The organism is Streptomyces sp. NPDC042201 (assembly GCF_055582185.1).
Window position 1 is genome coordinate 175,759 of record NZ_JBVJDS010000004.1, and the last position, 20,729, is coordinate 196,487.

A 20,729-nucleotide genomic window follows, 5' to 3' on the forward strand; every position below is an offset into this window, starting at 1 on the left:
CTACAGGTCGGACTGGCCGTTGAGCGCGGCCCGCACCAGGTCTGCCACGGCCATCGAGTCGATGGACTCGTCGGATTCGTCGTCCTCTGCCGGGGCCGTCTCGCCCCGCCCTGCCAGCTGGAGCAGCGGCTCCAGTACGCCGATGTCCCGCAGCTGTGCGAGCGGTACGGAGGCCAGCAGGGCCCGGATCTCCGCCTCTTCCGCGTCGGTCCGCGCGTCGGGGCCCTCGTCGGGGACGAGCTGCCCGAGCACGTGCTCACCGAGGGCCGTGGGGGTCGGATGGTCGAAGACGAGCGTCGCGGACAGGCTCAGGCCGGTGGCCGCGTTGAGCTGGTTGCGCAGCTCGACGGCTCCGAGCGAGTCGACTCCGAGGTCACGGAAGGACCGTTCGGCGCCGACGGCGTCGGTGTCCGGGTAGCCCAGTACCTGGGCGGCCCGGGTACGGACCAGATCCACGACCACTTCGAGGCGCCGGTTCGCCCGCATGCCCACGAGCCGGTCCCGCAGGCCGGCTTCGCCCGCGCCGCTCTCGGGCGCCGCGGCCGTCGCGGCCACCATGTCCCGGTATCCGGGGAACTCCCGGAGCAGGGCGCTCGGCCGGGCCGCGCCGAAGGCGCCCACGAAGCGTTCGAGGGCGACCTCGGCGACCACCGCGGTCGGTTCGGTTCCCATGACCAGCCGCAGGAGTGCCTCGCAGGCCAGCTCCGGGTCCATGGCGCCGACCCCGGCGCGCTTGGCGGCCTCGTCGGCCCCGGCCCCTTCGGCCATTCCGCCGCCGCCCCAGGCGCCCCAGGCGATCGAGGTCGCCGGGAGGTCCAGTGCCCGGCGCCGCTCGGCCAGTGCGTCGAGCACCGCGTTCGCCGCCGCGTAGTTGGCCTGGCCGAGGTTGCCCACGGCCGCGGAGGCGGAGGAGAACAGGACGAACGCCGTGAGGTCCAGATCACGGGTGAGCTCGTCGAGCAGGAAGGCCGAGGTCACCTTCGAGCGGAAGACCGCCTCGAACCGCTCCGGGGTGAGCCGGTCGAGCACGCCGTCGTCCAGGACACCCGCCGCGTGCACCACGCCGGTCAGCGGGTGCTCGGCCGGGATGTCCGCGAGTACGGCGGCGAGTTGGGCGCGGTCGGCGACGTCGCACGCGGCGACGGTGACGCCGGTGCCCAGCCGGTCGAGTTCGGCCCGCAGACCGGCCGCGCCCGGTGCGTCCTGGCCGCGGCGGCTGAGCAGCACCAGGTGCTGGACGCCGTCCCTGGCCAGCCGGCGGGCGACATGGGCGCCGAGGGCGCCGGTGCCCCCGGTGATGAGCACCGTGCCCTTCGGATCCCATACGCGAGCGGGGTGCTTGCCGGGCGCCTGTACCAGCCGGCGGGCGAGGACCGCGGAGGCCCGTACGGCGATCTGGTCCTCACCGTCCGTCCCGGCCAGCGCTCCGGCGAGGCCCGCGGCCGTCCGCTCGTCCAGCTCCTCGGGGAGGTCGATCAGACCGCCCCAGCGCTCGGGGTACTCCAGCGCGGCGACGCGGCCCAGGCCCCAGACGGCGGCCTGGAGCGGGTTGCGTGGCGTGTCCGCGCGGTTCACGGACACCGCACTCCGGGTGACGGCCCAGAGCGGGGCGTCGATCCCGGCGTCACCCAGCGCCTGCAGCAGCACCGCGGTGAGGGCGACGCCCTCGGGCACGCTGCCCGCCGTGGTGTCCCGCAGCGCCAGGAGAGAGACGACTCCGGCGAAGGCCGTGCCGTCCTCGGCGCGCGCGTCGTCGGCGAGGGCGCGGAGTTCCCCGGCGAGCGTGGCCCGGTCCGGCGTGCCGGCCGCTACCCGTACCACCGTGGTGCCCAGCGCGTCGAGCGCGGCGCGGACCCAGGTGTCCTCGGTCTGTTCCTCGGGGACCACGGCGAGCCAGGTGCCCGTCAGCGGCTTGCGGTTGGCGGTGGTGGCGCCGGCCAGCGGCTTCCATACGATCCGGTGCCGCCAGCCCTCCACGACCGACTCGTCCTGGCGGTGCCTGCGCCAGTCGAGCAGCGCGGGAAGCACCTTCGACAGCGTGTCGCCCTCGATGTCCAGGACGGATTCCAGGGAGGCGAAGTCCTCCTGCTCCACCGCCTCCCAGAACGCGCGGTCGGTCGCGTCCGACTCCTGCGAGGCGGCCGTGGCGTCCGCACCGGGCAGGGCGTCCGGCCAGAACCGGCCGTGCTGGAAGGCGTAGGTCGGCAGGTCCACCCACTGGGCGCCGGTGCCCGCGAAGAACGCGGACCACCTCGGGCTCACTCCGTGGACGTGCAGCCGGGCGAACGCGGTCACCAGGGTGGCTTCCTCGCCGCGGCCCTTGCGCAGGACCGGCACGGCCACCGCGCCCTGCGGCGCCGACTCCTGGGCCATCGCGGAGAGCACCGCGTCCGGGCCCAGTTCCAGGAACGTGCTCACGCCGCGGTCCGCCAGCGTCCGTACGCCGTCGGAGAACCGGACGGCCTCCCGTACGTGCCGCACCCAGTAGGCGGCGGAGCACAGCTCGTCGGCCGTCGCCAGGCCGCCGGTCAGGTTGGACACCACCGGGATCCGGGGCGCCTGGAACGCCAGGCTCTCCGCGACCCGCTGGAAGTCCGCCAGCATCGGGTCCATCAGGGGTGAGTGGAAGGCGTGCGAGACGCGCAGCCGGCTGGTCTTACGGCCCTGCTCCTGGAGCCGGGCCGCGACCTCCAGGACCACGACCTCGTCGCCGGAGATCACCACCGATGTCGGGCCGTTGACCGCGGCGATGGAGATGCGCTCGGACAGCAGCGGAGCGACCTCGTCCTCCGTCGCCTGCACCGCCACCATCGCACCGCCGGACGGCAGCGCCTGCATCAGCCCGGCGCGCGCCACCACCAGGCGGCAGGCGTCCTCCAGCGAGAACACCCCCGCCACATGCGCGGCGGCGATCTCACCGATCGAGTGGCCGGCCACGAAGTCCGGGGTCACACCCCACGACTCCACCAGCCGGAACAGCGCCACCTCGATGGCGAACAGCGCCGGCTGGGTGAAGCCGGTCTCGTTCAGCAGGTCGGCGTCCTCGCCCCAGATCACCTCACGGAGCGGACGGTCCAACTCACCGTCCAGCTGGGCCAGTACGGCATCGAGAGCCTCGGCGAACACCGGGAAGCCGTCGTACAGCTCCCGGCCCATCCCCAGCCGCTGCGAACCCTGGCCGGAGAAGAGGAACGCGCGCTTGCCGATCCGTTCCACCTGGTTCTCGACCACGTGCGAGACGGTGCTGCCCTCGGCCAGCGCCGCGAGGCCGTCGAGCAGACCCTCGCGTTCGGTGACGGTGACGGCTGCCCGGTGCTCGAAGACCGAGCGGGTGGTGGCGAGCGAGAAGGCCAGATCGGCCAGGGCGGTGTCCGGGTGCGCGGTCACCTGGGCGAGCAGTCGGCGGGCCTGGTCGCGCAGCGCGCTCTCCGTCCTGCCGGACAGCAGCACCGGCAGCGTTCCCGCCTCGCGTGCGGCCCCTTCGGTCCCTGCGGGGGCCGTGGGAGCCGTGTCGGCGTCGGCCGACGGTGCCTGTTCCAGGATGACGTGCGCGTTCGTACCGCTGGCGCCGAACGAGGAGACCCCGGCGCGGCGCGGACGGCCCGCGTCGGGCCAGGCGACCGGCTCGGTGAGCAGCCGGGCGGCGCCCGCCGTCCAGTCCACGTGCGACGACGGCGTCTGCGCGTGGAGCGACTTCGGCAGGGTGCCGTGCCGCATCGCCATCACCATCTTGATCACACCCGCGACGCCGGAAGCGGCCTGGGTGTGACCGATGTTGGACTTCAGCGAGCCGAGCAGCACCGGGCGCTGCGGGTCACGGTCCTGGCCGTAGGTGGCCAGCAGCGACTGTGCCTCGATCGGGTCACCGAGCTTGGTTCCGGTGCCGTGTGCCTCCACCGCGTCCACGTCGGCGGGCGCCAGGCCGGAGTTGGCGAGCGCCTGCCGGATCACCCGCTGCTGCGCGGGTCCGCTCGGCGCGGTGAGACCGTTGGAGGCGCCGTCCTGGTTGATGGCGGAGCCGCGCAGGACCGCCAGGACGTGGTGGCCGTTGCGCCGCGCGTCGGAGAGCCGCTCGACGACGAGCATTCCCACGCCCTCGGCCCAGCCGGTGCCGTCCGCCTCTTCGGAGAACGCCTTGCACCGGCCGTCGGAGGACAGCGCGCCCTGGGCGGTGAATTCGACGAAGCCCACCGGAGTGGCCATGACGGTCACCCCACCGGCCAGCGCGATCGAGCACTCTCCGGAGCGCAGCGCCTGCGCCGCCAGGTGGAGGGCCACCAGGGACGAGGAGCACGCCGTGTCGACCGACACCGTGGGCCCCTGGAGGCCGAAGGAGTACGCCAGCCGGCCGGACAGGAGACTCGCCGACTGGGCCGTCTCCCACTGTCCGAACTCCTTCGGCGGCCGGTAGTCACCGCTGCCGCCGCCGACGTAGACGCCGGTGGTCGCGCTCCCTCGGAGCGTCGCCGCGTCGATACCGGCCCGCTCCAGCGCCTCCCAGGCGGCTTCGAGCACGATGCGCTGCTGCGGGTCCATCACCATGGCCTCGCGCGGCGAGATGCCGAACAGGCCGGGGTCGAAGTCGGCCGCGTCGTAGAGGAAGCCGCCGTGGCCGGTGGCGCTGTGGCCGCTGCCGCCCTCCGTTCCGCCGCCGAGCAGGGTGTCGAGGTCCCAGCCGCGGTCCGTGGGGAACTCACCGACGGCGTCGGTCCCTTCGGTGACGAGCTTCCACAGGTCCTCGGGGGAACCGACACCTCCCGGATAGCGGCAGGCCATGCCGACGATCGCGATGGGGTCGTCGCCGATGTGCCCCGAGGCCGCCACGGGCGCCGCGACGTCCGGCAGTTCGCCGAGCAGCACGGTCCGCAGATGACCGGCCAGTTCGGCCGGGGTCGGATGGTCGAACACGAGGGTGGCCGGCAGGCTGAGGCCGGTCGCGGCCATGAGCTGGTTGCGCAGGTCGACGGCGGTCAGCGAGTCGAACCCGAGGTCGCGGAACGGCAGGTCGGACTCGACCACGCCGGCGTCGGCGTGTCCCAGGACCACGGCGACCTTCCCGGTGACCAGGGAGAGCAGCGCGTCCGCCCGCTCGGCTTCGGGCAGTTCCAGCAGCCCCTGCCGGTAGGTGCCGGCGGCGGACTGCTCGTCCCGGCGCTCGCGTTCGGCGGCGGCGATGGCGGCGCGGGCCTCCGGGAGGTCCGCCAGCAGGGTGCTACGGCGGCCTTCGGTGAAGGCGGGGGCGAAGGTCTCCCAGTCCACGTCGGCGACGGTCACCGCGCTCTCGCCGTCGGCGAGGGTGCGGCCGAGCGCGGCGAGCGCCGCGTCGGCGTCCATCACGGGCAGTCCGTTCATCCGCAGATGCGCGGCCATGGTGCGGTCCACAGCATCCGTCCAGGCGCCCCAGGCGACCGACAGGGCGGTGGCGCCCCGGTCGCGGCGCTGCCGTGCGACGGCGTCCACGTACGCGCCGAGCGCCGCCTGTGTCTCCTGGCCGCGGACACCCCAGACTCCGGCGATCGAGCCGAACAGGACGAACGCGTCCAGCGGCCGGTCGCCGAGGACGGCGTCCAGCTGGACGACTCCGGCCAGCGCCGCGGAGAGTGCCGCGGCTCCGGGGCCGGTGTCGCCGGCGGCCTCCTCGGCGTGGATCACCGCGGTCAGTGGCCTGTCCTCGGGGATCGCCGCCAGCAGCGCGGTGAGCGCGTCGCGGTCGGACACCTCGCAGACGGCGGCCGTGACGGTGGCGCCGAGTTGCGTCAGTTCGGCTTCGAGCGCGGCCGCGCCCGCCAGGTCGGATTCATGACGGCCGGTCAGTACGAGGTGCTGGGCGCCCTCGCGGGCCAGCCAGCGGGCGGCGCGGCCGCCCATCGTTCCCGTACCCCCGACGACGAGGACCGTGCCGGTGGGCCGCCACGAGCCGCCCGCCGGGGACGGTGCCGTACGGCTCAGCCGCCGCCCGAAGGCCCCGGTGGGGCGGACCGCGATCTGGTCCTCGCCGTCCTGGCCGGCCAGGGCCGCGGCGAAGCGGGCGCCCGTCCGGTCGTCGATGGTCTCGGGGAGGTCGACGAGTCCGCCCCAGCGGTCCGGGTGTTCCAGTGCTGTGACCCGCCCCTGGCCCCAGACGGCGGCCTGTCCGGCGTTCACCAGGTGCTCCGACGGGGCCACGGAAACGGCGCCCCGCGTGACGCACCACAGCGGCGCGTCGATCCCCGCCTCGTCCAGCGCCCGCAGCAGCGCGGTCGGCCACGCCAGGTCCTGCGGCAGATGCGCACCGGTGGCTTCCGCGTCCGGGCGGGCGGCGGCGAGCAGCGACACGGCACCGGCGTAACCGGTCCCGTCCTCGCGCGCCGTCGCCAGCCGCCGCGACAGCTCCGCGTGGTCGGCCGCGTCGGCCTCCACCCGTACCGCCCGCGCGCCCAGTGCCGCGACGGCGTCGGACATCCAGGTGTCCTCGGCGCCGGAGGCCGGCACGATGACCAGCCAGTCGCCGGACGCCGCGGCCGTGGCCGGTGCGGTGAGCGGCGTCCAGCTCTCGCGGTAGCGCCAGTTCTCGCCCGCGGACTGCTCGCCCCTGCGGCGGCGCCACGCGGAGAGCGCGGGCACCATCGTGGTGACGGTGTCGCCGTCCAGGTCCAGCGAGGTGGCCAGTGACTCCAGGTCCTCCCGCTCCACGGCCGACCAGAACTCGGCGTCCACCGGGTCCGGGGCACCGACGGCGGCCGGGGCCGCCGGCTCGGGCCAGTACCGCTCGCGCTGGAAGGCGTACGTCGGCAGCTCGACACGGCGCGCTCCGGTGCCCGCGAAGAACGCGGACCACCGCGGTCCCGTTCCGTGCGTGTGCAGGGTGGCCAGCGCGGCGGCCACGGCCGCCTCCTCGCCCTGGGCCTTGCGGAGCAGGGGCACCACGGCCGGGGCGGGCTCGACGCCCTCCAGGCTCTGCTGGGCCATGGCGGAGAGCACTCCGTCGGGGCCGAGCTCCACGAAGGTGCTGACGCCGGCGTCCCGCAGGGTGCGGACACCGTCGGCGAACCGGACGGCCTCCCGTACGTGCCGCACCCAGTAGGCGGGCGAGCCCAGCTCCTGTGCCGTGGCGACCTCACCGGTCAGGTTCGACACCACGGGGATACGGGGCTCCTCGAACGCGAGGCCCTCGGTGACCCGGGCGAAGTCCGCGAGCATCGGGTCCATCAGCGGCGAGTGGAACGCATGGCTCACCCGCAGCCGCCTGGTGCGGCGCCCGTCCGCGGCGAAGAGGTCGGCGATCTCCAGGACGGCGTCCTCCGCACCGGCGATGACCAGCGCCTCGGGGCCGTTGACCGCGGCGATCGAGACATGCTCACCGAGCAGCGAGGTGACCTCGTCCTCGGTGGCCTGCACCGCGACCATCGCGCCGCCCTGGGGCAGAGCCTGCATCAGTGAGGCGCGCGCCGCGACCAGCCGGCAGGAGTCCTCCAGCGGGAACACGCCCGCCACATGGGCGGCGGCGATCTCACCGATGGAGTGTCCTGCCACGAAGTCCGGGGTGATGCCCCACGACTCCATCAGCCGGAACAGCGCCACCTCGACGGCGAACAGGGCCGGCTGGGTCCATCCCGTCTCGTCCAGCAGCTCCGCCTCGAAGGTGCCCGGCTCGGCGAACAGCACCTCACGCAGCGGGAATTCAAGCTCCCTGTCCAGATGGGCGAGCACCGCGTCCAGGGCCTCGGCGAAGACGGGGAAGCGCTCGTACAACTCCCGTCCCATGGCGGCCCGCTGGCTGCCCTGGCCGGAGAAGAGGAACGCGGTCCTGCCGGGGACGCGGCTCGCGACGCCGCGCGCGGCCTCCCGTACGCCGTCGGGCCCGGCCAGCAGCACCGCGCGGTGCGGGAAGGCCGTACGGTCCGACACGAGCGAGTGGCCGATGTCCAGGGGCGAGAGCCCGCTGTGGCGCTCGGTGAAGGAGGTGAGCCGCTCGACCTGGGCCTGGAGCGCCTCACGGGTCCTGCCGGACACGATCCACGGCACGACCGTCGGCGCGACGGCCGGGGCGGCGGTCTCCGGGTCGGCCGGGGGCTGTTCGACGGCGGGTGCCTGCTCCACGATGACGTGGGCGTTCGTACCGCTGACGCCGAAGGCCGAGACGCCGGCCCGGCGCGGCCGGCCGGTCTCCGGCCACGCCTGCGGCTCGCGCAGCAGTGACACGGCCCCCGCGGACCAGTCGACGTGCGCCGACGGGGTGTCGATGTGCAGGGTCTTCGGCAGGGTGCCGTGCCGCATGGCCATCAGCATCTTGATCACACCCGCGACGCCAGCCGCGGCCTGCGTGTGACCGATGTTGGACTTGACCGTGCCGAGGAGCAGCGGGCGCTCGCGGTCCCGGCCGTACGTGGTCAGCAGGGCCTGCGCCTCGATCGGGTCACCGAGGGTGGTGCCCGTGCCGTGCGCCTCGACGGCGTCGATGTCGGCGGTGGCCAGTCCGGCGTCGGCGAGCGCCTGCCGGATCACCCGCTGCTGCGAGGGGCCGTTGGGGGCGGTGAGCCCGTTGGACGCGCCGTCCTGGTTGACGGCGGTGCCGCGGATGACGCCGCGCACCTCGTGCCCGTTGCGTAGGGCGTCGGAGAGCCGCTCCAGTACCAGGATGCCGACGCCCTCGGACCAGGCGGTGCCGTCGGCGCTGTCGGAGAACGCCTTGCACCGGCCGTCGGGGGCCAGGCCGCCCTGGGTGCTGAACTCGACGAAGGAGTCGGGGCTCGACATCACGGAGACGCCGCCCGCGATCACCAGCGAGCACTCCCCCGAGCTGAGCGCCTTGCCGGCCCAGTGCAGCGCCACCAGCGAGGACGAGCAGGCGGTGTCGATGGTGACCGCCGGGCCCTCCAGGCCGAGCGCGTAGGAGAGCCGGCCCGACATGACGCTGGCGGTGTTGCCGGTGGCCACATAGCCCTGGACGTCGGAGGCGGACCTGCGCAGCAGGGTTGGGTAGTCCTGGCCGTTGGTGCCGACGAAGACGCCGGTGGCGGAGCCGCGCAGTCCTGACGGGTCGATACCGGCCCGCTCCAGCGCCTCCCAGGTCGCCTCCAGCAGCAGCCGCTGCTGCGGGTCCATCGCCAGGGCCTCACGCGGCGAGATGCCGAAGAAGCGGGCGTCGAAGTCGGCGACCCCGGTGAGGAATCCGCCGTCGAGGGTGTCCGAGGCGCCCGCTCCGAGCGCCTCGATGTCCCAGCCGCGGTCGGCCGGGAACGAGGAGATGCCGTCCCCGCCGTCCTGGAGCAACTGCCACAGCTCCTCCGGCGAGGACACCCCGCCGGGGAAGCGGCAGCTGATGCCGACGACGGCGATCGGGTCGTCGTCCACCGGCCGGCCGGTGGCGACCGGGAGCGCCGCCGACGTGTCGGGCAGCGAGCCGACCAGCTCGGCGAGCAGGAACTCCGCCATCTCGCGCGGGGTGGGCAGGTCGTACACGAGGGAGACGGGCAGGCTCAGCCCGGTGACGGCGGCGAGCCCGTTGCGCAGTTCGAGCGTCGTCAGCGAGTCGAAGCCCAGGTCGCGGAAGGCGCGGTCGTCCTCGATGTTCCTGGCGTCGGAGTGCCCCAGCACCGCGGCCACCTGGGCGCGCAGCAGGTCGAGCACGTAGCCGCCGCGCTCGGCCTCGGGGAGTTCAGCGAGCCGCTGCCGCAGCTCTGGTTCCCCGGCAGCCGCCCCGGCCGACGCGGTGGCGGCCTGCCGTACCTCGGGCAGGTCGCTGATGAGCGGCAGGGGGCGGGTCGAGGCGAAGGCGCGGAGGAAGCGGCTCCAGTCGATGTCGGCGACCGCGACGGCCGTGTCGTCGTGTTCGACGGCCTGGAGCATGGCGCGGACGGCGGGTTCCGGCGCCAGCGGCTCGAATCCGCCGCGCCGCACCCGGCTCTCGATCTCCGCGGCGTCGGCGACCATGCCGGATCCGGCCCAGGGGCCCCAGGCGACGGAGAGCGCCGTCAGGCCGTGTGCGCGCCGGTATTCGGCGAGGGCGTCGAGATAGGCGTTGGCCGCGGCGTAGTTGCCCTGTCCGGCGGCGCCGAAGACGCCGGCCGTGGAGGAGAAGAGGACGAACGCCGACAGGTCGAGGTCCGCGGTCAGCTCGTGCAGATTGCGCGCGGAGACGACCTTGGAGCGCAGTACGGGAGTGAAGTTGTCCGCCGTCAGCGCGTCCACGACGCTGTCCACGACGACACCGGCCGTGTGGAAGACCGCGGTGAGCGGCGCGTCCTCGGGGACGGAGGCGAGCAGGGCGGCCAGGGCGTCATGGTCCGCGACATCGCAGGCGGCGATGGTGACCCGGGCGCCGAGTTCGGTGAGTTCGCGGCGCAGCTCGTCGGCGCCGGGGGCGTCCTCGCCCCGTCGGCTGGTGAGCAGCAGATGTCCTGCACCGGAGCGGGCGAGCCCGCGGGCGACGTGCCCGCCGAGGCCGCCGGTGCCGCCGGTGATCAGTACGGTGCCCGACGCGTCGAGCGGGCGCCCGGCCGTGGCCGGTGCGGCGGGGCTGTGGGCGAGGCGGCGTACGAACACGCCGGAGGCGCGTACGGCAGCCTCGTTCTCGCCGGCGGCGCCGGCCAGGACGCCGCGCAGCCGGCGGCCGGCGTGGGAGTCGAGCTGCTCGGGCAGGTCGACGGAGCCGCCCCAACGGCCGGGATGTTCGAGCGCGATGACGCGCCCGAGGCCCCAGACGGCCGCCTGGTCGAGGCTGACGACATGCTCCGAGCGGCCGACGGACACCGCGCCGCGGGTGACGCTCCACAGCGGTGCGTCGATCCCCGCGTCACCGAGCGCCTGCACGGCGACGGTCGTCAGGGCGAGCGAAGCGGGGACACCGGAGTGCGCGACGCCTTCGCAGCCGGCGAGGGCGAGCAGCGACAGGACGCCCGTGAAGCCACCGTCCTCGGCACCGAGTGCCTCCAGTCGCGCGGCGAGCGCGGCGCGGTCAACTTCGGTGACCTCGACCGTGACGGTCTGCGTCCCGAGGGCGCCGACGACCTCGGCGGCCCACACGGCGTCCTCCGCGCGGGCCGGGGTCAGGACGAGCCAGCGCCCCGACAGCACGGTCGGCGCGGTGGAGCCGGTCTGCGGCTTCCAGGTGACGCGGTAGCGCCAGGCGTCCACGGCGGACTGCTCACCGCGGCGGCGGCGCCAGGCGGTCAGGGCCGGGACCATCGCGGTGACGGTGTCGTCGTCCAGGTCCAGCGAGGCGGCCAGGGACCGTACGTCGTCCCGTTCCACCGCCGACCAGAACTCGGCGTCGAGCGCGTTCTCGGCCGACTGCGGTCCCGCCTGCTGTGCGGGTGCCTCGGGCCAGTACCGCTCGCGCTGGAAGGCGTACGTGGGCAGCTCGACCTGGCGTGCTCCGGTGTCGGCGAAGAAGACGGACCAGTCGACGTCCACGCCGTGCGCGTGCGCGCCGGCCAGCGCGGTGAGGACGGCCCGTACCTCGGGACGGTCGCCGCGCAGCAGCGGAAGGAGCGCGGACCGCGACGCGTCGGCGAGACTCTCCCGCGCCATGCCGCAGAGCACCCCGTCGGGGCCGAGTTCCAGGAACGTACGGACCCCGCCCCGCTCCGACAGCCAGCTCACCCCGTCGGCGAAGCGGACCGCACGGCGGACGTGCTGGACCCAGTACTCCGGGGAGCACACCTGGTCGTCGGTGGCGAGTTCACCGGTCACGTTGGAGACGAAGGGAATCACCGGCGGGTGGTATGTGATACCGCTCGCGATCCGGCCGAAGTCGTCGAGCATGGCGTCCATGAGCGGCGAGTGGAAGGCATGGCTCACCCGCAGTTGCTTGGTCTTGCGTCCCTCGGCCCCGAGGCGGGCGGCGAGGTCGAGGACGGCGTCCTCGACTCCGGCGACGACCACCGAGGCGGGGCCGTTGACGGCGGCGATCGACACCTGGTCCTCGATTCCCGCCAGCAGCGGGAGGACCTCGTCCTCGGCGGCCTGAAGGGAGATCATCGCGCCGCCCGCAGGCAGTGCCTGCATCAGCCGGCCGCGCGCCGCCACCAGGGCGCACGCGTCCTCCAGGGAGAGCACACCCGCGACATGCGCGGCGGCGAGCTCGCCGATGGAGTGCCCGGCCAGATAGTCGGGGGTGACGCCCCAGGACTCGGCCAGCCGGAACAGCGCGACCTCGACGGCGAACAGCGCGGGCTGCGCGTACTCGGTCCGGTCGAGCAGGGCGGCCTCGGGCGATCCCGCCTCGCAGAACATGATCTCGCGCAGCGGCCGGTCCAGCTCACCGTCGACCCGGGCCAGTACGGCGTCGAGCGCGTCGGCGAACGCGGGGAACCGCTCGTACAGCTCCCGGCCCATGCCGGGACGCTGGCTGCCCTGTCCGCTGAACAGGAACGCGGTACGGCCGCGGCCCGTGCTGCCCTGGACCACACCGGGGCCCGGCAGTCCGTCGCGCAGGGCCAGCAGACCGCGCAGCAGTTCGTCGCGCTCCTCCGCCACGACGGCGGCCCGCCGGTCCAGGCTCGAACGGGAGGTGGCCAGCGAGAAGGCGAGGTCGGTGAGGTGCGCGTCGGGCCGCTCCTCCACCAGGGACAGCAGCCGGCCGGCCTGGGCGCGCAGCGCCGCCTCGCTCCGGGCGGAGACCAGCAGGGGCACGATGCCAGGCCGGGGCTCCCGCTCGGGTGCCGGCTGCTCGGCGGGCTCCTCCGGGGGAGCCTGTTCCAGGATGGTGTGCACATTGGTACCACTGAGGCCGAACGAGGAGACGGCGCCGCGGCGGGGACGGCCGGTCTCGGGCCACGCGGTCTGCTCGGTCAGCAGATCGATGGCGCCGGAGGACCAGTCCACGTGCGAGGACGGCGTGTCGATGTGCAGTGTCTTCGGCACGATGCCCTGCTGGAGGGCGTGGACCATCTTGATGACGCTGGCGACGCCGGAGGCCATCTGGGTGTGGCCGATGTTGGTCTTGACCGAGCCGAGCAGCAGCGGGTGCTCGGGATCCCGGTCCTGTCCGTACGTGGTCAGCAGCGCCTGCGCCTCGATGGGGTCGCCCAGCGCGGTGCCGGTGCCGTGGCCCTCGATGACATCGACCTCGCGGGACCGGAGTCCGGCGTTGGCCAGGGCCTGCCGGATCACCCGCTGCTGCGACGGGCCGTTCGGGGCGGTGAGTCCGTTGGACGCGCCGTCCTGGTTGACCGCGGAGCCGCGCACCACGGCCAGCACCTGGTGGCCGTTGCGCCGGGCCTCGGAGAGGCGCTCCAGCAGCACCAGGCCGACGCCCTCGGCGAGCGTCATGCCGTCGGCCGCCTCGGCGTAGGCCTTGCAGCGGCCGTCGACCGCGAGCGCCCGCTGCCGGCTGAAGCCGACGAAGGCGCTGGGGGTGGACATGATGCTGACGCCGCCCGCGAGCGCGAGGGAGCTCTCTCCGTTGCGCAGCGACTGGCAGGCCAGGTGGAGCGCGACGAGCGAGGACGAGCAGGCGGTGTCGAGGGTGACGGCGGGGCCCTCGAAGCCGAAGAGGTAGGACACCCGGCCCGACAGCACGCTGGAGAGCGTGCCGGTGATCATGTGGCCTTCGGACCCCTCGGCGGCGTTGGCCACGCCGGAGGTGTAGTCCTGGTAGCTGGCGCCGATGAAGGTGCCGGTCAGGCTGGAGCGCTGGGAGGCCGGGTCGATTCCGGCGTGTTCGAAGGCTTCCCAGGACGTCTCCAGCAGCAGGCGCTGCTGCGGGTCCATGGACACCGCTTCACGCGGCGAGATGCCGAAGAACCCGGGGTCGAAGTCGGCGACGTCGCGCAGGAATCCGCCCTGGACGGAGTAGGTCCTGCCCGACCGGTCGGGGTCCGGGTCGTACAGGCCCTCGGCGTCCCAGCCACGGTCGGCGGGGAAGCCGGAGATGGCGTCGGAGCCGTTCAGGACGAGCTTCCACAGCTCCTCCGACGAGGTGACCCCGCCGGGGTAGCGGCAGCTCATGCCGATGATGGCGATCGGGTCGTCATCGGCGGCGGAGGCCGACGCGACAACGGCGGGGGCGCCGGTCGCGGGCTGCGCCCCGGCCAGCTCGGACCGCAGGAAGCCGGCCAGCGCGGCGGGGCTCGGATAGTCGAAGACCATGGTCGTCGGCAGCGTCAGCCCGGTGACGGACGCGAGGCGGTTGCGCAGCCCGACGGCGGTCAGCGAGTCGAAGCCGACGTCACGGAAGGCGCGCTGGTCGGGCAGGGCGTCGGCGGACGTGAGCCCCAGAACGGCCATGGCCTCGGTACGGACCACCTCCAGCAGCAGCCGCTCCTGCTCCGCGGCGGACAGCGCGCGCAGCCGGGCCACGAACTCGCCCTCCACGACGGTGCCCGTGGTCTGCTCGGCGGCCTCGGTGAGCCTGCGGACCTCGGGGACCTCGGAGAAGAGGGCCGTGGGACGGCTCGACGTGAAGACGGGGTAGTACGTGTCCCAGTCGACGTCGGCGACCGCGATGACGGTCTCGTCGTCGTCCAGGGCCCGCTTCAGTCCGCTCAGCGCCAGCTGCGGGTCCATGAACTCCAGGCCGCTGCGGCGGATCAGCTGCGGGTCGACGCGGCCGATCTTGAGGTCGTCGGACCAGATGCCCCAGGAGAGCGACATGGCGCGCAGCCCGCGGGCCCTGCGGTGGGCGGCGAGCGCGGCGAGGTAGGCGTTGCCCGCCACATACGCGGCGTGCGCGCCACTGCCCCACATGCCGGCCGTGGACGAGTAGAGGATGAAGTCGTCGAGGTCGTCGTTGTCGAGCAGTTCGTCCAGGACCTGGGCGCCGACCACCTTCGCGTGCATGACGCGGGAGAAGGCGTCCATGCCGGTCTCGGCCAGCGAGTACAGCTCGATGAGCGCGGCGGTGTGCACGACGGTCCGTACGGTCCGTCCGTCGGCCTTGAGCTCCGCCAGGAGCGCGGCCACGGCCTCGCGGTCGGTCACATCGCAGGCGGCGATGGTCGCTTCGGTGCCCAGCTCGGCCAGTTCGGCGACGAGTTCGGCGGAGCCAGGAGCGTCCATGCCCCGACGGCTCGTCAGCACCAGGTGCTCGGCGCCCTGTCCGGACAGCCAGCGGGCGAGATGCGGGGCGAGGGTGCCCGAGCCGCCGGTGACGAGGGTGGTGCCGCGCGGCGTCCAGTCCCGGGAGGGGCCCTGCCGGCCGGCCGCGGCGCGGACGATACGACGGGTGAAGACGCCGGAGGACCGGATGGCGAGCTGGTCCTCCTCGCCCAGCGCGCCCGCCAGGGCGGACACCAGACGCTGACCGGCACGCTGGTCCAGCACCGGCGGCAGATCAATGACCCCGCCCCAGCGCTGCGGATGCTCCAGCGCGGTCGTCCAGCCCACCCCGGCCACCTGAGCCTGGACGGGGGACGTGACCTCGTCGGAACGGCCGGTGGAGACCGCGCCTTCGGTGAGGAACCACAGCGGGGCGCCGGTCTCGGTATCGCCCAGGGCCTGCACCAGCGAGACCGTCAGCGCGAGACCGAGGGACAGGCCGGGGTACTGCTCGCCCGGGTTCTCCGCCCCGGCGAGCACGGACACGATTCCGGCGACCTCGCCGCTCCCGGCCAGCCGCTCCGCCAGGACCGTACGGTCGACACACGACTCGTCCAGCACCAGACGCCGTACCTCGGCGCCATGGCCGCTCAGTGCGCCGACGACCGCGGCGTCGTCGATTCCCTCGGCGGACACCACCAGCCAGGCGCCCGACAGCGACTTCTGCGGAACGGTGCTCACCGGGGACCAGGAGACGCGGTAGCGCCAGGAATCGACCGTCGACCGGTCCCGGCGCGACCTGCGCCAGGACGACAGCGCCGGCAGCACGGCGGCCACGGAACCCTCGTCCGTACGCAGCGTCGAGGACAGCGCGGAGAGATCCTCCTGCTCCACCGCCGCCCAGAACTCGGCGTCGGCGGGGTCGGTGGCGACGGCGTTCTCGGGCGCGGGCGGTATGGCCCACAGCTGTTCGTGCTGGAAGGCGTAGGTGGGCAGGTCCACCCGCTGGGCGTCCGCGCCCGCGAAAACGCCCGCCCAGTCGACGTCGACGCCACGGACGAAGACCTCGGCGGCCGAGAGCAGGAACCGCGACACGCCACCCGTGTCACGGCGCAACGTACCGGTCGCGACGCCCGGTTCACCGGTCTCGTCGATCATGTCCTGCACCGACATGGTGAGCACCGGGTGCGAGCTGACCTCGATGAAGGCGCGGTGTCCCGCGTCCAGCAGGTCGCGTACCGCGTCGGCGAACAGCACCCGCTGCCGCAGGTTGCGGAACCAGTACCCGGCGTCCATCCCGTCGGTGTCCAGCCACGCGCCGGTCATGGTCGAGAAGAACGGGACTTCGGAGACCTGAGGGCGTACCGGCGCCAGGACGTCGAGCAGTTCGTCGCGCAGGTCCTCGACCTGCGCGGAGTGCGAGGCGTAGTCCACCGCGATCCGGCGGACCCGGATGTCCTCGGCCGTCAGCTCGGCGGACAGCTCGTCGAGGGCCTCCGGCTCGCCGGAGACGACGACCGAGCGCGGGCCGTTGACCGCGGCGACGGACACCCGGCCCGACCACGCCTCCAGCCGGCTCTCGACGTCGGCCACGGGCAGCGCCACGGACATCATTCCGCCGTGTCCGGCGAGCCGCCGGCCGATCGCCTGGCTGCGCAGCGCCACCACCCGCGCGCCGTCCTGCAAGGAGAGCGCACCGGAGACAACGGCGGCCGCGATCTCGCCCTGGGAATGGCCGACGACGGCCGCGGGCTCGACGCCGCGCGAGCGCCACAGGGCGGCCAGTGACACCATCACCGAGAAGGAGGCGGGCTGGACCACATCCACCCGCTCCAGCGACGGGGCGCCTTCGACGCCGCGCAGCACATCCACCAACGACCAGTCGGTGAACTCACTGAGAGCCGCCGCGCATTCACCGATCCGCTCCGCGAAGACCGGCGACTCGTCCAGCAGACGAGCCCCCATCCCCACCCACTGCGAACCCTGACCCGGGAAGACGAACACCGTCTTCCCCTCCACATCGGCCACGCCCCGGGCCACCACGGACGACGGTCCGTCGCGCTCGATCGCGCGCAGGGCCTCCAGCGGGTCCGCGTCCTCGGCGGGGACCACCACGGCCCGGTGCTCGAAGACGGACCGGGACGAGATGAGCGAGAAGCCCACATCGAGCGGCCGCGACGCGGATCCCGCGGTCTCCACGTACGACAGCAGGCGTGCCGCCTGCTCCCGTACGGCGGAACCGGTACGGCCCGACACCACCCACGGCACCACGCCGCCCGCGACGGGCACCGGCTCGGCCGTGGGCCCGGTCTCCTCGGTCTCTTCCTCGACGGGCGCCTGCTCCAGCAGCGTGTGGGCGTTGGTGCCGCTGATCCCGAACGACGAGACCGCCGCACGGCGCGGCCGGCCCGTCTCGGGCCATGCGACCGCCTCGGACAGCAGGCGTACCGCGCCCGAGGACCAGTCCACGTGCGACGACGGGGTCTCCGCGTGCAGCGTCCGCGGCAGCACGCCGTTGCGCAGCGCCATCACCATCTTGATGACGCTCGCGACTCCGGCGGCGGACTGGGTGTGCCCGATGTTGGACTTGACCGAACCGAGCAGCAGGGAGCGCTCCGGGTCGCGGTCCCTGCCGTAGGTGGCCAGCAGCGCCTGCGCCTCGATCGGGTCGCCGAGGGGCGTACCGGTGCCGTGGGCCTCCAGGGCGTCGATGTCCCCCGGCGAGAGGCGCGCGTTGGCCAGGGCCTGCCGCATCACCCGCTGCTGCGAGGGGCCGTTGGGCGCGGTGAGTCCGTTGGACGCGCCGTCCTGGTTGATCGCCGAGCCGCGGATCACCGCGAGGACCGGGTGGCCGTTGCGCCGGGCGTCGGAGAGCCGCTCGACCAGCAGGATGCCGACGCCCTCGGCGAGGGTCATGCCGTCCGCGTCGTCGGAGAACGCCTTGCAGCGGCCGTCCTGGGCAAGGGCCCGTTGCCGGCTGAACGCGACGAAGGGGGCGGGCGTGGTCATGATCGTGGCTCCGCCGGCGACGGCGAGCGTGGACTCGCCGTTGCGCAGGGACTGGCAGGCGAGGTGCAGGGCGACGAGCGAGGAGGAGCACGCGGTGTCGACGGTGACCGCGGGGCCCTCAAGACCGAAGACGTACGAGATCCGCCCGGAGAGCACGCTCGGGCTGCTGCCGGTGACCATGTGGCCCTCGGCGCCGTCGCCGGCGCCCATGCCGTAGTCCTGGTAGCTGGATCCGATGAAGGTGCCGGTGAGGCTGCCCCGTGCCGCACCGGGGGTGATGCCCGCGCGCTCGAAGGACTCCCAGGTGGTCTCCAGCAGCAGCCGCTGCTGGGGGTCCATCACCAGTGCCTCGCGCGGGGAGATGCCGAAGAACGTCGGGTCGAACTCGTCGGCCTCGTGCAGGAATCCGCCCTGTGTCGAGTAGGTCCTGCCCTGCCGGTCCGGGTCCGGGTCGAAGAGCCCCTGGGCGTCCCAGCCGCGGTTGACGGGGAATTCCGTCACGGCGTCCGCGCCGTTGGTGACGAGGTCCCACAGCTGCTCGGGCGAGCCGGCTCCGCCGGGGAAGCGGCAGCTCATGCCGATGATGGCGATCGGCTCGTCGTCGGCCGCCAGGGTGGCGACCGGTCCTGCCACCTCCAGCACGGCGCCCAGGATCTCCGAGCGCAGATACCGCGCCAGCTCCAGCGGGGTCGGATAGTCGAAGACCATCGTGCTCGGCAGGGTCAGGCCGGTCACGGTGGACAGCCGCTTGCGCAGCTCGACCGCGGTCAGCGAGTCGAAGCCGATGTCACGGAAGGCACGCCCCTCCGGTGCACCGTCGGCGGAGCTGTGGCCCAGCACGGCTGCCGCCTCGTCGCGGACGAGGTCGGCGAGCAGCCGGTCCTGCTCGGGCTCGGCCAGAGCGCGCACGCGCGTGACGAACTCGGAGGCGTCACCGGCCGTGTCCTGCTCGGCGCCGCTCGTCAGCGCCTGTACCTCGGGCAGGCCGGCGAGCAGCGCGCTGGGCCGTCCCGAGGTGAAGACCGGCGCGTAGCGGTCCCAGTCGACGTCGGCGACCGTGACGGTCACGTCCTGCCGTACGACCGCGCGGCGGAGTTCGGTCATCGCGGGACCGGGGTCCAGGAAGCCGAGGCCCTGTCGCTTCAGGCTTCCGGAGACCGTCTCGTCGACGGCCATGCCCGCTTCGGCCCACGGACCCCAGGCCACGGAGGTGGCGGTGAGTCCACGGGCGTGCCGGTGCTCGGCCAGGGCGTCCAGGTAGGCGTTGGCCGCGCCGTACGCGCTCTGACCACCGCTGCCCCAGACGCCGGCGATCGAGCCGAACAGGACGAAGAGGTCCAGTTCGCGGTCGCCGAGCAGGGCGTCGAGATGGGCCGCGCCCGCCAGCTTCGCCGAGGTCAGCTCGGCGAAGTCCGGAAGGCTGAGCTGCTCCAGCGGTCCGAAGTGGCCGACGCCCGCGGTGTGCACCACACCGGTCAGCGGCAGCTCGGACGGGATCCGGTCCAGTACGGCGGCGAGCGCGTCGCGGTCGGAGACGTCACAGGCGACGATCTCGACGCGGGCGCCCAGCTCCTCCAGCTCGGCGCGGATCTCGGCCGCGCCGGGGGCGTCCGGGCCGCGGCGGCTGGTCAGGACCAGCTGCTGCGCTCCGGAGCGTGCCAGCCAGCGGCCCACCTCGGCGCCGAGGCCGCCGGTGCCACCGGTCACCAGCACGGTGCCCCGCGCGGTGAACTCATGGGCGGTGGGCAGTGCGTCGACGGTGTGCCGGACGAGGCGGCGGCCGGAGACCCCGGAGGCGCGCAGCGCCACCTGGTCCTCGCCGTCGGGGGCGTCCTTCGTGGCGAGCACGCCCGCCAGCCGCTGTCCGGCCTGCTGGTCGAGCGTGGCCGGCAGGTCGATGAGACCGCCCCAGCTCTGGGGGTGTTCGAGGGCCGCGACCCGGCCGAGTCCCCAGGCCGCTGCCTGGACGGGCCGGGTGACCGGGTCGGCGGGTCCGGTCGACACGGCGCCCCGGGTGGCCGTCCACAGCCGTCCTGCGGACCCGGTGTCGCCCAGTGCCTGGACGAGCGCGACCGTCAGCGCGAGCCCGGTGGTGAGCGGCGCGAACGCGTCGCTCGGGCGCTCGTCCAGCGGGAGGACGGACAGCACGTTCGCCGTGCTGTCGAAGTCCTCGGTGCCTTCGAGCCGCGCCGCCAGCACGCCGCGGTCGGCGCACGACGCGTCCAGGACCACACGGCGCACCCGCGCGCCGTGCGTGCTGAGCGCGCCCACCAGGTCGTCGCAGAGGGTGTCGTCGGTCTCCTCGCTGCTGACGAGCAGCCAGGTGCCGTCCAGCACCGGGGCGGCGGGCTTGCGCAGACCGGTCCATTCGACCCGGTAGCGCAGCGAGTCGAGCAGGGTCTTCTCCTGCTTGCCGCGGCGCCAGGAGGTCAGTGCGGGCAGCAGGGAGCCGAGGGAGGAGTGCTCCTGCTCGCCGAGTCCGAGGATCGTGGCCAGTTCGTCGGCGTCGCCGCGCTCCACGGCGGCCCACAGACGCTGGTCGGCGGGGTCGGCGGTCGCGGCGGCGGGGAGCGCGGGCAGCTGCGGCCAGTAGAACTCGTGCTGGAAGGCGTAGGTGGGCAGGTCCACCCGGCGGGCGCCGCGCCCCGCGAAGTAGGCCGGCCAGTCCACGGCGACGCCGTGCACCTGGAGCCGGGCGAGCGCCGTGGTGACGGCCAGTTCCTCGGCGCGGCCGGCGCGCAGCAGCGGGATCAGTTCTG

1 protein-coding gene (running past one end of the window) is annotated in these 20,729 nt (G+C 73.9%); it reads right to left on the reverse strand.

Going from position 1 to position 20,729, the window contains the following annotated elements; translation table 11 throughout:
- Nucleotides 1-20,729, reverse strand: the 3' portion of a protein-coding gene (locus tag ACZ6MZ_RS11350) for a type I polyketide synthase (RefSeq protein ID WP_469351239.1). The gene runs 7,768 nt beyond the window's last position; the window shows 20,729 of its 28,497 coding nt (coding positions 7,769-28,497); the start codon falls outside the window, past its right edge — the gene reads right to left on this strand; it ends in the stop codon at nucleotides 1-3.